Annotated in this window: 15 protein-coding genes; 12 read left to right on the top strand and 3 right to left on the bottom strand. The window is 43.1% G+C overall.

The window, feature by feature from the left end; genetic code table 11:
* Positions 1 to 99 precede the first annotated feature (99 nt).
* The gene (locus tag ACK8P8_RS14720) at positions 100 to 1,266 is read right to left on the bottom strand and encodes a FecR family protein (RefSeq protein WP_369860316.1); all 1,167 of its coding nucleotides are present in this window, start codon (positions 1,264 to 1,266) and stop codon (positions 100 to 102) included.
* A gap of 22 nt (positions 1,267 to 1,288) precedes the next feature.
* On the opposite strand from ACK8P8_RS14720, the gene ACK8P8_RS14715 reads away from it, so the two are divergent.
* On the top strand, positions 1,289 to 1,432 hold the full coding sequence (locus ACK8P8_RS14715) for a hypothetical protein (protein ID WP_369860317.1): 144 nt from the start codon (positions 1,289 to 1,291) through the stop codon (positions 1,430 to 1,432).
* A gap of 204 nt (positions 1,433 to 1,636) precedes the next feature.
* Here the strand turns inward: ACK8P8_RS14715 and ACK8P8_RS14710 are convergent, their stop codons facing one another.
* The gene (locus tag ACK8P8_RS14710; RefSeq protein ID WP_369860318.1) at positions 1,637 to 2,182 is read right to left on the bottom strand and encodes an RNA polymerase sigma-70 factor; all 546 of its coding nucleotides are present in this window, start codon (positions 2,180 to 2,182) and stop codon (positions 1,637 to 1,639) included.
* Positions 2,183 to 2,503: 321 nt separating this feature from the next.
* On the opposite strand from ACK8P8_RS14710, the gene ACK8P8_RS14705 reads away from it, so the two are divergent.
* From ACK8P8_RS14705 to ACK8P8_RS14655, 11 genes are all read left to right on the top strand, one after another.
* Entirely contained in the window at positions 2,504 to 3,733 is a 1,230-nt protein-coding gene (locus tag ACK8P8_RS14705) for a sigma-54 interaction domain-containing protein (RefSeq protein ID WP_369860319.1), read from the top strand.
* 18 nt (positions 3,734 to 3,751) lie between these two features.
* Positions 3,752 to 4,840 carry a PDDEXK nuclease domain-containing protein gene (locus tag ACK8P8_RS14700; protein ID WP_227216596.1) on the top strand — a complete coding sequence of 363 codons (1,089 nt, stop codon included), beginning with the start codon at positions 3,752 to 3,754 and terminating at the stop codon, positions 4,838 to 4,840.
* A gap of 93 nt (positions 4,841 to 4,933) precedes the next feature.
* The gene (locus tag ACK8P8_RS14695) at positions 4,934 to 5,452 is read left to right on the top strand and encodes an LptE family protein (RefSeq protein WP_099291577.1); all 519 of its coding nucleotides are present in this window, start codon (positions 4,934 to 4,936) and stop codon (positions 5,450 to 5,452) included.
* Positions 5,453 to 5,455: 3 nt separating this feature from the next.
* Positions 5,456 to 6,166: a DUF8458 domain-containing protein gene (locus tag ACK8P8_RS14690; protein ID WP_369860320.1), complete on the top strand. Its 711-nt coding sequence runs from the start codon at positions 5,456 to 5,458 to the stop codon at positions 6,164 to 6,166.
* Between the two features lies 1 nt (position 6,167).
* On the top strand, positions 6,168 to 6,524 hold the full coding sequence (gene secG, locus ACK8P8_RS14685; RefSeq protein WP_099291575.1) for a preprotein translocase subunit SecG: 357 nt from the start codon (positions 6,168 to 6,170) through the stop codon (positions 6,522 to 6,524).
* Between the two features lie 160 nt (positions 6,525 to 6,684).
* Positions 6,685 to 6,954 (top strand): co-chaperone GroES, encoded by a 270-nt coding sequence (locus ACK8P8_RS14680; RefSeq protein WP_099291574.1) that lies wholly within the window; start codon positions 6,685 to 6,687, stop codon positions 6,952 to 6,954.
* 95 nt (positions 6,955 to 7,049) lie between these two features.
* Positions 7,050 to 8,684: a chaperonin GroEL gene (gene groL / locus ACK8P8_RS14675; protein WP_099291573.1), complete on the top strand. Its 1,635-nt coding sequence runs from the start codon at positions 7,050 to 7,052 to the stop codon at positions 8,682 to 8,684.
* 102 nt (positions 8,685 to 8,786) lie between these two features.
* The gene (locus ACK8P8_RS14670; protein WP_099291572.1) at positions 8,787 to 10,481 is read left to right on the top strand and encodes a Na/Pi cotransporter family protein; all 1,695 of its coding nucleotides are present in this window, start codon (positions 8,787 to 8,789) and stop codon (positions 10,479 to 10,481) included.
* A 79-nt stretch (positions 10,482 to 10,560) separates the two neighbouring features.
* A complete protein-coding gene (locus tag ACK8P8_RS14665; protein WP_099291571.1) occupies positions 10,561 to 12,117 on the top strand; it encodes a glycine--tRNA ligase in 1,557 nt (518 codons plus the stop codon).
* Positions 12,118 to 12,282: 165 nt separating this feature from the next.
* Positions 12,283 to 13,521 carry a DcaP family trimeric outer membrane transporter gene (locus ACK8P8_RS14660; protein ID WP_369860321.1) on the top strand — a complete coding sequence of 413 codons (1,239 nt, stop codon included), beginning with the start codon at positions 12,283 to 12,285 and terminating at the stop codon, positions 13,519 to 13,521.
* A gap of 172 nt (positions 13,522 to 13,693) precedes the next feature.
* Positions 13,694 to 14,623 (top strand): bifunctional riboflavin kinase/FAD synthetase, encoded by a 930-nt coding sequence (locus tag ACK8P8_RS14655; protein ID WP_186976016.1) that lies wholly within the window; start codon positions 13,694 to 13,696, stop codon positions 14,621 to 14,623.
* A gap of 70 nt (positions 14,624 to 14,693) precedes the next feature.
* Here ACK8P8_RS14655 and ACK8P8_RS14650 read toward each other — a convergent pair whose 3' ends face one another.
* Entirely contained in the window at positions 14,694 to 14,966 is a 273-nt protein-coding gene (locus ACK8P8_RS14650; RefSeq protein WP_186976017.1) for a zinc ribbon domain-containing protein, read from the bottom strand.
* Between the last annotated feature and the right edge of the window lie 2 nt (positions 14,967 to 14,968).

The following is a 14,968-nucleotide window of genomic DNA, read 5'->3' as shown; positions in this document are numbered from 1 at the left end:
TCCCGTCTTTTTTATTTCTCTCTGTAAACTCTTTTTCAATCGCTCTACACCTCCATGACACTTCAAAAAGAAAAAGGAGGTATGTCAAATATCATTTTTTTATTTTTCCCGGATAAAAATATTATTCCCCTTAATCTCGAATCCCGTGTTTCCCGTCATTTCCAACATCTCCACGACTTTAGAAAAGTAGTCATAACGACGCATTTTTCCGGTAAAAGTAACTTCTTTTTGAGAAGCATTCTCCCAAAAAATGTTCACGTTATACCAACGGGAAACAATATTCATAATCTCCTCAAGGCGCTGTTGTTTAAAAGCGAAAACACCGTCTTTCCACGCCGTGTACAAATAAGTATCCACCTCCCGCATTTCCAACTCGCCCGATTTACCCAGTACAGCCTGTTCTCCCGGCCTCAACACGACAGATTCCTTCCCGGCAGAGAACGCCACGGAACCATGTACCAAGGTCGTCAATATCTCCCCCTCATCTTTGTACGCCCGAACGTCAAACCCGGTACCCAAGACTTTCACGGCAGAAGTTTTCAAATCCACGACAAACGGGTGTTCCCCGTCAGTCGTCACCTCGAAATAGGCCTCTCCGGACAGGTAAACCCGCCGTTCTTCTCCCGCGAATTTCACGGGATAACGTAATACCGATTCGGAATTCAAATACACCACCGTACCGTCACACAAGGTGATTGAATACTCCCCGCCGCGAGGAACCCGCAACGTATTATACCGTACTTCTACATCAGAAGAATCACCCACGTAACTGACACCCCGTCCTTGAATGACAATATTCGCACCTTGCTGTAAAAGCAAAGAATCCGTAACGTTCGTACTCAACATTTTGGTTGTCCCGTCAGCCAGAACTAACTCCGCTTTCACCTCCCCGTGTCGGATAACTTCTGCCACTTGTTCCGGAACGACATCTTTCTTCTCTTCGTTACTCAACCAGAAGACAATAGCGCATAGCGGTATCAATATCCCGGCTGCCACGGTAGATATCCTTCGGATTCGTCGTACCTGAACATTACGTTTCCTCTTCCGCAGAACTCCCGTGTACCCCTTCACGACATCCACCCGTGCCGTTTCCCGGCATTTACGCTCTATATACCCGGCATTCACCACTTCCCCGTAAAGACGCTCGTTCGCCTTATCCGCCTCTCTCCATGCCTGCAAAGCCTCCTTCTCGTCTTCGCTCAACGTTCCCGCGATGGCTTTTGCCAACAAACCGGGAATTTTCTCGTGTATTCTATCGTTCTTCATATTTAAACTCGTTTACACTTGTATGACACTTCAAAAAGAAAAAGGAGGTATGCCGCCTTCAAAAAAAATCACGCCCATGACCTACCCGTATCATACCTATAACCTGCACGAAAACAGGGATAATCCCGTATCAATTCCGGTTCACTTCCGTGTAAAACGCTATTAGTTCCCTATTAAAACGCTATTAAAACCCTATACTATAATAGCGTTTTAATAGCTTATCAAAAACTTACTAATAATATTTCAAACGGAAGTGAACCGGAATTAATACGGGATTCATACTCGATTCATATAGGTCACTGGTAGAACAATACCTTGACATCCCATTGTAAAATACAAGATGACATTACCCGAGATATCAAAAAATACCTTATAAACAGAAAAACATGAAAAGATTACCCAATCGTTCTTTTAATACCCGACGGGCATTTTGTTTCTGCTTCTTCACCGTTTCTATCGTGATTCCCAGTTCATCCGCGATTTCTTTGGCGGAATAACCTTGTATTGCACGTGAAAAGACATTCCGACTACCGGGAGGAAGTTCTTCAACGATACTCATCACGATACGGAAAGTTTCCTCCTTTATATACTCGTTCATCTCGACAACATCCATTTCTTCCGTAAATGAACGAGTCGCATCATGACGAATCTTTTCCGCCCGTAAATGATTAAAACATTTAAAACGTACCATCTGATAGAGATAGGCGGAGAGATTTTCAACACCGCGCAATTTCTTGCGAGTTTCCCAAACCTTCACGAAAACGTCTTGTACAATATCTTGGGCAGCCTCTTCCCGTTCAACATATTTTATTGCAAATGAGATTAATGACGGATAATAATCAACAAACAGAGCTTGAAAAACATTCTCATCACCCCCGATTAAACGACCGATATCTATAGGTGGTTCCTCTATCATAAAACCAACGTTTTATTATAGTTCTATTATTTCTAGCACTGGATTTATGTTGAATGATAAGACGTTGATTATCAATTTGTGTTTCAGTCGTGAAAATGCGTAGTGTTTAATTTTATTAATATCAACAAACGTTCGATTATAGCTACAAATATATGGAAATAATTTGCATAACAGAAATCCCGTTTTCAAATTTATTCCCATTTCTATGCTATTTTGTCAGTTTAATCTGCTAATTTTGCAGATGAACAATTCATGGATGGGGGATTCACGCTTTACCGTTCGGCGGCGTAAATCACAAATCTTTAATTATTTAAATGGGATATGGAGGATATCAGGAATATCAAACAACGTTTTGAAATTATCGGTAATGACGCGAAATTAAACCGGGCGATAGAGAAAGCTGTACAAGTTGCACCCACGGACTTCACGGTACTGATTTCCGGGGAAAGTGGGGTAGGAAAAGAAATATTCCCGCGAATTATTCACAGTTACAGTACCCGCAAGCATGAACAATATATTGCCGTCAATTGTGGCGGAATCCCGGAAGGGACGATTGATTCCGAGTTATTCGGCCACGAGAAGGGTTCGTTTACCGGAGCTTTAGCCGACCGGAAAGGATATTTCGAGGTAAGTAACGGGGGAACTATTTTTCTGGATGAGGTAGGAGAATTACCCCTTTCCACGCAAGCGAAATTACTGCGCGTACTGGAAACCGGAGAATTTATCCGCGTGGGTTCGTCCAAAGTACAAAAAACAAACGTACGAGTGATAGCTGCCACAAACGTGGATCTCCCGACGGCGGTGAAAAACGGGAAATTCAGGGAAGACTTGTATTACCGAATCAACACGATTCCTATTCCCATCCCTCCCTTAAGGGATAGAAAAGAAGATATTTCTTTGCTTTTCAGGAAATTTGCCGCCGACTTCGCGGAGAAATACCGGATGCCCCCGGTAAGACTGACAGAAGATGCCGTGCAAGTGCTTGAAAACTATCGTTGGCCGGGTAACGTACGGGAACTGAAAAATATCACGGAACAAATCTCTATCCTCGAGCAGGAGAGAGCGGTGGATGCCCTGACGTTAAAAGGGTATCTTCCGGCACACAACAATAGCCTTCCGGCTTTAACATCCATCCCGGAAAGCGACCATAGTTTTGCCAATGAACGGGAAATCTTGTACAAGATTCTTTTTGACATGAAAAAGGATATGAATGATTTGAAACATCTGGTGTACGATATTATGCAAAAAGAGCATATCACGCCGGAGCCGGAACCCCCGACCTCGATCGTGTTACGCAATCTTTACGAGACTCCTCAATCAGAGTTTCTTGCCCCACAACCACCAAAATCTTTCTCGGCAGAGAAGGAAAGACATATAGAGGACACGGAAGCCGTTATTGAAGAATCGTTATCCCTTGAAGAGAAAGAGAAAGAAATGATTATCAAAGCTTTGGAAAAGAACCACGGCAAACGAAAACTGGCAGCACAAGATTTGGGGATATCGGAAAGAACGCTGTACAGGAAATTGAAGGAATATAATATTGACAATTGAAAATGAGAAGATGCCCCCATGAAAGATGATTCTATTAACGCGATAGACAGCGAATATATAGAGTGGTTAAAAGCCATCAAACAGCAAATTCGTTCCACGAAGATACGAATGATAAAAACAGCCAATACAGAGTTAATACACTTTTATTGGCAGTTAGGACAAATGATTTCTCTAAAACTGAAAGAACAGAACTGGGGGGACAAAGTTATAAACAAACTTTCAGCAGACTTACGCAATGAGTTTCCTGATATGCAAGGCTTTTCTCGTCAGAATCTATATTATAGTAAGAATTTCTACGAGTTCTATGCAGAACAAATACATATTTTGCCCAATAATCCAATTGTCCCCCAAGCTGAGGGACAATTACAAGCAGCTAATAATTATGACATTATCTTCAACATACCTTGGGGACATCAAAAGGTAATAATTAGCAAAGCCCAAAACATAGAAGAAGCGTTGTTCTACGCACACCAAATCCTGTCTAATAATTGGAGCAGAAGTGTTTTGGAGAATCAATTCAAGCAACAATTCTACAAACATTACGGGCAAGGACAGACAAATTTTTCACAGACGTTACCAGCCCTAACGGCAGATATGGCTCAAGAAGTTGTTAAAGACCCATATTGGTTTGATTTTGTGTCCGTATCACAAAAAGCACGAGAAAGAGATATTGAAAAACAGCTTGTTACTCACATTACCCAATTTCTTCTCGAATTAGGTAAAGGATTTGCATTTGTAGGAGAGCAATATTGTTTGAATCTAAATAACAAGGAATACTTCTGTGACCTTCTGTTCTATCATATTCCTTTAAAAGCTTATGTCGTTATAGAACTTAAGAATGGAAGCTTCAAGCCGGAACATTTGGGACAGCTAAACTTCTATCAAAACCTAATCAATAACTCGCTAAAAGGAGAATATGATAACCCGACTATTGGAATGTTACTTTGTCGGGATAAGGATAGGATTGAAGTTGAATATGCTTTGCAAAATATATCTTCACCAATTGGAGTTAGTGAGTTTAATGTTAAGGAGCTACTTCCTGAAAACTTGAAAAGTAAATTACCAACAATTGAAGAAGTTGAAGAAGAACTTAACAAGATTCTATAAAATTTAAAATCTAAAATTAACAAGAGGTGGTTTCTAATTTTATTATCTTTGTCGAAACGATAGATTTACTCATAGTTCATTATTAAGAATCAGATGATTAAAAGAATTTTACCTATATTATTATTAGCCGTGACGTTCAGCGGGTGCAAGTTGTCAAGCGTGAAATACGCTTTCTCGGGAGTATCTCTGACCAACGGGGAGAAGACTTTCTCGGTGGATTATTTTTCGAATAAAACACCTTTTGCACCGAACTTGGGTTCTGATTTCACGGAGGCATTGAAAAAATACTTGAGGGACCGTACCAGTCTGACGGAAGTGACAGACAATAACGGGGATATCCGGTTCGAGGGACAAATCACGGGCTTCACACAACGCCCGGTGGATATCCAACGGGATGAAGTGGCAGCACAGAACCGCCTCACGATCACTATCCGGGTGAAATACACGAACACGAAAGACGAAACAGGCAAATCCGATTTCGACAGTAGTTTCTCGCATTACGAGGATTACGGGATAGACGTGAATTACGACGCGGCGGAACCGGAATTAATAAAGAATATCACGGACAAGATTATCGAAGACGTGTTTAACAAAGCACTTGTAAACTGGTAGAATTTGAACACGGAAGAATTAATAGATATTATACGTTCCGGACGTAACGAAGGAAAGCTTATCGGGGAGGTTGAATCACTGATAGAGCAATACCCTTATTTCTCAACGGCACGTGTCGTGTACTTGAAAATGTTACATGACACGGGACACCCGGCATACTCGGAGAAATTACGTCAAAACACCATTTTCATCCCGGATCACAAACAATTCTACCGTTACCTGAATAACCTGTTATCCCTTGAGAGTACTTCGCACGAGCAAGTTTACCAGCAGGCACCCGTCGCCATTGAACTTCTCGAAGATCGGGAAGAAGAGAAAAAAACTCGTTTACCGATGCCGTATTACCAGCTGGAAAATGAATTTCCGGAAGAAAAAATGTTATCACTTGACGAACTCGCGAACGAGTGGTTGACCAAAAAGAAGCAAAAAGAGGAGCGACGGGACACGTTGATCGAGAAATTTATTGAAACGGAACCTTCTATCGCCAAATTCACGGGCGAAAACGTGCCTTCCCCCGAGATCACGGCAACTGACACGGATTCGACAACAGAATTTTTCTCGGAAACATTGGCTAAAATATACATCCGTCAGCAATTATATGACAAGGCTATCGCAACTTATTCGAAATTAAGTTTGAAATATCCGGAAAAAAGTGTTTACTTCGCGAGTCAGATTGAAAAAATAAAAGAGAACTTAAATAATAATACGAATTAATATGTACTTAGTTGTTTCTATTTTGATCTTTATTGTTTGCGCTTTATTAATATTGATCGTATTGGTGCAAAACTCAAAAGGCGGTGGTTTATCTTCAACCTTTGCTTCTTCAAATCAAATCATGGGTGTAAGAAAAACAACCGATTTCCTTGAAAAAGCAACGTGGACACTAGCCGGCGCTATGCTCGTTTTATGTATCGTGGCTGCCATGGTGATCCCGAGAGGTCAACAAGGTGGGAAACAATCCGCAATTCAAGAACAATTGAACCAATCGGCTCCGACTCAAAGTGTTCCTGATTTCGGCGCACCGGTTAGCACGACTCCAGTGGATGACAACAGCGGAGATACCCAAGAATAACTAGAAGATTCTATATTTTATATTATAAACAAAAAAAATGTCAGTATGTCAGTCATACTGACATTTTTTTGTTTGGCACGGAATGTGTACCGTCAATGACGTATTTGATTTTAAAAATAGAGATAATTTCAATTAATAATAAACTTTTAAATTAAGAATTATGGCACTTAAGACAGTTCTTAACAAAATTATTGTAGAGCCGGTAGAGGCTGAAACTAAAACTGCTTCAGGAATCATCATCCCTGATTCCGCAAAAGAAAAACCACAAAAAGGCGTCGTAGTTGCAACCGGAAACGGAAAGCATGACGAACCGATGGAAATCAAGGTTGGCGACACCGTTTTATTCGGTAAATATTCAGGCACGGAAGCCACGATTGACGACAAGAAGTACTTGATCATGAATCAATCCGACATTCTAGTGGTTCTATAACAATTGAAAATGGAGAATTGAAAATTGAAAATGAATTACACGCTATCGATTTTCAATTTAAAATTTAAAATCTAAAATCTAAAATTAAAAAGGTTATGGCAAAAGAGATAAAATTTAATGTTGAAGCCCGCGATTTATTGAAGAAGGGTGTTGACGAGTTGGCAAACGCTGTAAAAGTGACACTCGGTCCCAAAGGACGTAACGTGGTTATCGAGAAAAAATTCGGTGCGCCGCATATCACGAAAGACGGTGTTTCCGTGGCAAAAGAAATCGAATTATCTGACCCGTACGCCAACATCGGTGCTCAAATGGTGAAAGAAGTGGCTTCCAAAACAGGTGACGATGCCGGTGACGGTACTACTACCGCTACTATTTTGGCTCAATCCATCATCAACGTGGGATTGAAGAACGTTACCGCCGGAGCTAACCCGATGGATTTGAAGAGAGGTATCGATAAAGCCGTTGCCGAAGTGGTGAAGAATTTGGAAAGCCAAAAAGAAGAAGTAGGAGAAAACTACGATAAGATTCGTCAAGTGGCACGTATCTCTGCTAACGGGGATGACAATATCGGTGCTTTGATTGCCGAGGCAATGGAAAAAGTAACGAAAGAAGGTGTTATCACGGTAGAAGAAGCCAAAGGAACTGAAACAGAAGTGAAAGTGGTTGAAGGTATGCAATTCGACCGCGGATATATCTCCCCGTATTTCGTGACCGACACGGAAAAGATGAACGCAGAATTCGAGAAACCGTACATCTTGCTTTACGATAAGAAAGTTTCCACGATGAAAGAATTGTTGCCCGTTCTGGAGCCCGTTGCTCAAGCCGGACGTGCATTGATTATCATCGCAGAAGACGTGGAAAGCGAAGCGCTGGCTACTTTGGTTGTAAACCGTTTGAGAGGTTCTTTGAAGATCGCGGCAGTGAAAGCCCCGGGATTCGGCGACCGCAGAAAAGAGATGCTGGAAGACATTGCCATCTTGACAGGCGGTGTTGTTATCTCCGAGGAGAAAGGTTTGAAGTTGGAAACTGCCACTTTGGATATGCTGGGATGTGCCGACAAGGTAACCATCGACAAAGAGAATACCACTATCGTGAACGGTTGCGGTTCCAAGGAAGCTATCGCGGAACGTGTAAACCAAATCAAGAAATTGATCGAACATTCTACTTCTGATTATGATAAAGAAAAACTGCAAGAGAGATTGGCTAAATTAGCCGGAGGAGTTGCCGTTCTTTACGTGGGTGCCGCTTCTGAAATCGAAATGAAAGAGAAGAAAGACCGCATCGACGATGCTTTGAGCGCAACGCGTGCCGCTATCGAGGAAGGTATCATCCCCGGAGGTGGTGTTGCATATATCCGCGCTACTGCCGCTCTTGAAAACTTGAAAGGCGAAAACGAAGACGAAACTACCGGTATCGAGATCGTGAAACGCGCTATCGAGGAACCGCTTCGCCAGATTGCCGCTAACGCCGGAGTAGAAGGCGCCGTGGTAGTTAATAAAGTGAAAGAGGGTGAAAAAGACTTCGGTTATAACGCTCGCACGGGTGTTTACGAGAACTTGTTGACAACCGGGGTTATCGACCCGAAGAAAGTGGCTCGCGTAGCTTTGGAAAACGCCGCTTCTATCGCCGGAATGTTCCTGACGACCGAATGTGTATTAGTCGAGGAAAAACAGGAAAATCCCGCTCCCGCAATGCCGCCGATGGGTGGAGGGATGCCGGGTATGATGTAATACCGACAATTAAAATAAAAAAAAGCTCCCGCATGGGGGCTTTTTTTATTTAGATTGTTATACCTTTACGTCGCAAATTCTATTTATTACAAATAACTGTTTATGAATTACACGATTCTCGATTTCTTGCAATTGATCGGATCATTGGGTGTGTTCCTCTTTGGAATGAAGATGATGAGTGAGGCCTTGCAAAAGGTAGCGGGTAATAAAATGAGAACCATCCTCGCCGCAATGACATCCAATCGCGTGAAAGGTGTTATCACCGGTCTTCTAATTACCACAATCATTCAAAGTTCGTCAGCGACCACGGTAATGGTCGTCAGTTTCGTGAACGCCGGGTTACTTGACCTTGTCGGTTCCATCGGGGTTATCATGGGAGCCAACGTGGGAACCACGTTCACGGCATGGTTGATTTCCATCCTCGGCTTCAAAGTCAGCATGGTAAGCCTGTCGCTTCCCCTGATCGGTCTGAGTTTACCGCTTCTGTTCTCGGCAAAGCGGATACGAAAGAGCTGGGGAGAATTAATCATCGGTTTCGGTCTTTTGTTTATCGGGTTGAACTTCTTGCAGGAGAACATGCCGAATATACACGAGAATCCTGAAATTCTAAACTTTCTGCATAATTACACGGACATGGGATACGGTTCCTACATCCTGTTTATGCTGATAGGAACAGCCTTAACGATATTGATACAATCCTCTTCCGCCACGATGGCATTGACGCTGGTCATGTGTGCCAACGGATGGATCGGGTTCGATATTGCCGCCTCCATGGTGTTGGGTGAAAACATAGGAACCACTATCACGGCAAATCTTGCCGCCATGGTTGCCAACACGACAGCGAAAAGAGCCGCGTTCGCACATTTCCTGTTTAACGTGTTCGGGGTATTATGGGTACTGGCTATCTTCCCGATATTCCTCGGCTGGGTGGCAAAACTCAGTATAATTCTGGGTATCGGTAACCCGTTCACGGAGGTAGGTTCCGTGCCGGTTGCCTTATCATTATTCCATACTTGTTTTAATGTCGCTAACGTGTTCTTACTGATTTGGTTCACGAAAGTGATTGCCCAGTTGGTTACCCGGATGATTAAATCAAAAGAATCGGCAGACGATGCGTTCACGCTGAAACACATCAAAATCGGGTTGCTTTCTACCCCGGATGCTTCTCTATTCCAAGCGAAACAAGAGATTTCACATTATGCAAAGAATACGTTGGACATGTATCGCCAAGTGGTAGAAATCATGCACACGCCGACAAAAGAGTTCGAGAAGAAATTCAACCGCATCGATAAACTGGAAGACGAGAGCGACGTGGTGGAAGTAGAAATCGCCGATTACTTGACCAAGGTTTCCGAGTCGAAACTCTCCACGGAAAATACACAACGGTTGCGTGCCATGTTTAGAATCGTATCGGAAATTGAAAGTATCGCGGATTCCTCGTTGAACGTGGCAAAGGCTATCGGTCGCCGGAATGAACAGAATATAGAATTTCCCGACTTTCTTGACGAGAAGTTACGCCACATGATGGCTATCGTGGACGAAGCTCTCGTTGTCATGTGCGCCAACCTTGCCCTTGAATACAAGGAAGTAAAAGCAAAAAAAGCTTACGAGGTGGAGCAAACGATCAATGATTACCGTACTATCCTGCAACAGGAACACTTGACGGCTATCGAGGAGAAGAAATATAATTACGCGACAGGTATCGTTTACAGTGACATATTCTTCGAATGTGAAAAAATCGGAGATTACGCTATCAACGTGACCGAAGCGATAAAAGAAATTGGAGTAGACAATTAATTTACGATTTCAGATTACAGATTTACGATTACAAACGCAAACTGAATCTAAAATTTAAAATCATAAATCTAAAATTAAAATGGCACAAGAGGATGTTTTTAAGAAGCTGGTAGCACACTGTAAAGAATACGGGTACGTGTTCCAGTCATCAGAGATATATGACGGGTTGGCTGCCGTGTACGATTACGGTCAGTACGGGGTGGAATTGAAGAATAATATCAAGAAATACTGGTGGGACTCGATGGTACTCCTGCACGAGAATGTCGTGGGACTGGATTCCGCTATTTTTATGCACCCGAGCATCTGGAAGGCTTCCGGACACGTGGATGCATTTAACGATCCGTTGATTGACAATAAAGATTCCAAGAAGAGATATCGTGCCGACGTGTTGATCGAAGACCATATCGCCAAATACGAGGATAAGATCGAGAAAGACGTGGCAAAGGCCAAGAAAAGATTCGGGGAGAAATTCGACGAAACGTTATATCGCCAAACAAATCCCCAAGTGCTGGAGAATATCCGAAAAAAAGAGGAACTCACGGCAAGAATGGCAAAGGCGTTGAACGATAACGACCTGACGGAAGTGCGTCAGATTATCATCGACAATAAGATTGTATGCCCTATATCCGGTACCTGCAATTGGACGGAAGTACGCCAGTTCAACCTGATGTTCTCCACGGAGATGGGTTCCACAGCAGAAGGTGCCAGCAAGATTTACCTGCGCCCGGAAACCGCGCAAGGTATTTTCGTGAACTTTCTGAATGTTCAGAAGACAGGACGGATGAAGGTTCCTTTCGGTATCGCTCAAATCGGTAAAGCGTTCCGCAACGAAATCGTGGCTCGCCAATTTATTTTCCGTATGCGCGAGTTCGAGCAAATGGAGATGCAATTTTTTGTACGCCCCGGTTCGGAATTGGAGTGGTTCAAGAAATGGAAAGAAACCCGCATGAGCTGGCATCAGGCTCTCGGTTTCGGGGCTGAAAACTATCGTTTCCACGATCACGAGAAATTGGCTCACTACGCGAATGCAGCCACAGACATCGAATATAAATTCCCGTTCGGGTTCAAGGAAGTAGAAGGTATCCATTCCCGCACGGACTTTGACCTGAAACGACATCAAGAATTCTCCGGCAAAAAATTACAATATTTTGATCCGGAATTGAACGAGTCATACGTGCCGTACGTGGTAGAAACATCTATCGGGGTAGACCGTATGTTCCTGCAAATCCTTTCCGCCGCGTACAAGGAGGAGGAGATCGTGAAAGAAGACGGTTCAAAGGATGCGCGTGTCGTGTTGAAATTGCCGCCCGCCTTGGCTCCGGTCAAACTTGCCGTTATGCCATTAGTGAAAAAAGACGGGCTACCGGAGAAAGCGGAAGAAATCATGAAATTATTACGTCTTGATTTCAGATGCCAATACGATGAAAAGGATTCTATCGGTAAGCGTTACCGTCGGCAGGATGCTATCGGAACCCCGTTCTGTATCACGGTTGACCATCAAACACTGGAAGACAATGCCGTGACCATACGTTATCGTGACACGATGGAACAGGAACGCGTGGCTATCGACCAATTATATGACATTTTGAAGAAGAAGACCGACTTACGGGAAATCCTGAAAGAGGTCAAAATATAATTCGATGAGGGCGTGTTTTGACACGCCCTCTAGTCCATAAAGTCTTAAAGTCCATAAAGTCTTAAAGTCCATAAGGTCGTAAGGTCAAATCACTGAATTACCTGAACTTTTACTATCCTCCCCCGTATATAGTGTTACTAAATTAACCAACTAATTTGTAGCACTATGAAAAAATTGACATTGCTATTGTTGATTGCTATCTCTTGTGGAATCTACACGGGAGCACGAGCGCAAGTCAACGTGACTTCCGTGTCGGCAAAAAATGATGCGGATAACTTTTACAAAATGATGAAAGAAGCTTTTCCGCTATCCTTTAACGATCCCGCTTCCCCGAGATTTGTGTTTTTCAACAAGGATAAAAACTTCGTATTCGGCGTGGGAGGGTTTGTACAGGTGCAGGGAATTTACGATTTTAACGGAGTTCCCAATGACAATTACTTCGAAACGAACTCTATCGCCCTGAAAGGTCATCAATCCGGCGGACGTTACGGTATCGACGTGGGACAGTCCCGGTTATTCTTCAAACTGGTAGGCGATACAGAAGTCGGCAGACTGGTTACTTACATGGAAATGGAGTTCGAAGGCTCACAAAACGCTCCTATCCTAAGACAGGCTTTCATTAAGTTCAGAGGCTTCACTATTGGTAAGACATGGAGTACTTTCTGTGACATTTCCGCAGGTCCTGCCACAATCGACGAGGAAGGTCCGACCAGTGAAGTTGCCTTACGTCAACCGCAAATCCGGTACACGCAGGATTTCAACGAGCATTGGCAAGCCTCTTTAGCCCTTGAATACGTGGAACCGTCTTACACGGAAGGAGAATTCACGGATTATATTCATCAAAGGATTCCCGACATCCCACTTAACGTGAGATACAGTTTCAAAAACGGCAGCCACTTGCAAGCCGGAGCAGTATTAAGAAACATGTATTACAAGGATGAAATCAAGGATAAAGACCAAATCGTAACGGGCTGGGGCGCCTCTTTAAGTGGAATCTGGCAGTTCTCGGAAAGCACGTCTTTCTGTTTCCAAGGTGTTTGCGGCAAAGGTATTTCCAATTATATACAGGATATATCCGGTATAGGTCTTGACCTCGTACCCAGTGCCACTGCCGAGGGAAAATTGAAAGCATCCTGCGCGTGGGGAGCCTATGGAGGTTTCTCTCACAAATGGAATGAAGAGCTTTCTTCCAACATCATGTACAGTTACGCCCGTGTAGAGGAACGGTTCGGCATGCCGACCACCTCATACAAATACGCTCAATACGCCGCCGCCAATCTATTCTGGGATTTCAGCGAATACGGTTCATGTGGTATCGAATACGTCTTCGGACGCCGTAACGACTTCAACAAAGACTACGGTAACGCAAGTCGTATCAACACGATGATACAGTATCGCTTCTAAAGTAGCGGGTTCATAAAGTTCATAAGGTTTATAAGGTTTATAAAGTTTATAAAGTTTATAAAGTTTATAAAGTTTATAAAGTTCATAAAGTTTATAAACCTTATGAATTTTATAGACTCCATTATTCGGTTATTTATATTACTTTCGCGTCAAATTGTTCAACTCATTTGAAATGAAAGTTCACCACGGAGTCGAAGGTATTAATATCAAGAACCCGGTTGTCACTATCGGTAGTTTTGACGGAGTGCATTTAGGACACGCCCGCGTGATTCAACACTTGAAAGAGAAAGCTGACCGTATCGGCGGAGAGTCCGTTATTATCAGTTTTGAACCTCACCCACGGGAAGTGTTGTATCCTCTGGAAAAGAAACCGGGTATACTGACAACTCTCGAGGAGAAAATTGCCATACTGGAGCAATACGGGGTAGACCATTTGATTATCTTGAAATTCACACTCGAATTTTCCCAACAACCTTATCAAGATTTCGTGAAAAATATTCTGGTGGACAAGATTCATATCAAAGGTCTTGTCGTGGGATACGACCACCGGTTCGGGAAGAATCGGGCGGGGAATTTCGAAAGCCTGCAGGAATTATCCTTGAAATACGGTTTCTTTCTGGAACGGGAAGTTGTATTCGAGGAGAATGACGTGAATGTTAGTTCCACGAAAATACGAAACGCTTTGGCAGTTGGCGATATCAACACGGTAAACCGTTTTCTCGGTTACCCCTACTCCATTACCGGGAAAGTCGTGGACGGACGCAAATTAGGTCGGGAAATTGGTTTCCCAACGGCAAACGTGCAAATCCCGGAAGAAAGAAAATTACTCCCCGCGATAGGCGTTTATGCCGTAGAAGTTTTCATCGGGGAACAGGTTTTCCATGGGATGTTAAATATCGGAATACGCCCGACGGTGAGTAAAGAAGGCATCGTTTCCCACGAGGTTCATATTTTCGACTTCAACCAAAATATCTACAACCGGACTATCACGATAAAACTGATTACCCGCCTTCGGGGAGAACGAAAATTCGAAGATATAAAGGAGCTTCGGGAACAATTGGAAAAAGACAAGACCGAGGCTATCAGATTGTTTCAGAAATAAAAATCCTTTTGATTCCTTGAGGCGGTTCAATGATTCGGGAAAATCATTGAACCGTCAATTAAAGTACCATTCAGTTTTTCCATCGTTTCAACGTGGGGAAAAATTTCCTCATCTCGGCTCTGGCCTCTTCTCTCGTGAACGGACGCTCCACATCTTTATTGAATTCATCTAAAAATTCAAGATTATGGTCTATCATCTCATTCATGGTATAGTTGCCGGTGAAAGCCCCGTCTTGATAACAATATGTACAATACTCGGTATTCATACTACCGTCATCATTAGTACCGAATTGCTCCTCTGCCATCATGGGCATACCGCAACTCTGACAAATTTTATTCTTCATAA

The sequence above is a fragment of the Butyricimonas muris genome, from assembly GCF_046365375.1.
Lineage (GTDB): Bacteria > Bacteroidota > Bacteroidia > Bacteroidales > Marinifilaceae > Butyricimonas > Butyricimonas muris.
The sequence above is the reverse complement of the archived record's forward strand: the minus strand, read 5'-3'. Positions and strand labels throughout refer to the sequence as shown.

What these genes read in the sequence shown, in the direction of transcription:
- ACK8P8_RS14720 (WP_369860316.1), bottom strand. Translation starts at nt 1,266, where the DNA reads ATGAAGAACGATAGAATACACGAGAAAATTCCCGGTTTGTTGGCAAAA.
- ACK8P8_RS14715 (WP_369860317.1), top strand. Translation starts at nt 1,289, where the DNA reads ATGACACTTCAAAAAGAAAAAGGAGGTATGCCGCCTTCAAAAAAAATC.
- ACK8P8_RS14710 (WP_369860318.1), bottom strand. Translation starts at nt 2,182, where the DNA reads ATGATAGAGGAACCACCTATAGATATCGGTCGTTTAATCGGGGGTGAT.
- ACK8P8_RS14705 (WP_369860319.1), top strand. Translation starts at nt 2,504, where the DNA reads ATGGAGGATATCAGGAATATCAAACAACGTTTTGAAATTATCGGTAAT.
- ACK8P8_RS14700 (WP_227216596.1), top strand. Translation starts at nt 3,752, where the DNA reads ATGAAAGATGATTCTATTAACGCGATAGACAGCGAATATATAGAGTGG.
- ACK8P8_RS14695 (WP_099291577.1), top strand. Translation starts at nt 4,934, where the DNA reads ATGATTAAAAGAATTTTACCTATATTATTATTAGCCGTGACGTTCAGC.
- secG (WP_099291575.1), top strand. Translation starts at nt 6,168, where the DNA reads ATGTACTTAGTTGTTTCTATTTTGATCTTTATTGTTTGCGCTTTATTA.
- ACK8P8_RS14680 (WP_099291574.1), top strand. Translation starts at nt 6,685, where the DNA reads ATGGCACTTAAGACAGTTCTTAACAAAATTATTGTAGAGCCGGTAGAG.
- groL (WP_099291573.1), top strand. Translation starts at nt 7,050, where the DNA reads ATGGCAAAAGAGATAAAATTTAATGTTGAAGCCCGCGATTTATTGAAG.
- ACK8P8_RS14670 (WP_099291572.1), top strand. Translation starts at nt 8,787, where the DNA reads ATGAATTACACGATTCTCGATTTCTTGCAATTGATCGGATCATTGGGT.
- ACK8P8_RS14665 (WP_099291571.1), top strand. Translation starts at nt 10,561, where the DNA reads ATGGCACAAGAGGATGTTTTTAAGAAGCTGGTAGCACACTGTAAAGAA.
- ACK8P8_RS14660 (WP_369860321.1), top strand. Translation starts at nt 12,283, where the DNA reads ATGAAAAAATTGACATTGCTATTGTTGATTGCTATCTCTTGTGGAATC.
- ACK8P8_RS14655 (WP_186976016.1), top strand. Translation starts at nt 13,694, where the DNA reads ATGAAAGTTCACCACGGAGTCGAAGGTATTAATATCAAGAACCCGGTT.
- ACK8P8_RS14650 (WP_186976017.1), bottom strand. Translation starts at nt 14,966, where the DNA reads ATGAAGAATAAAATTTGTCAGAGTTGCGGTATGCCCATGATGGCAGAG.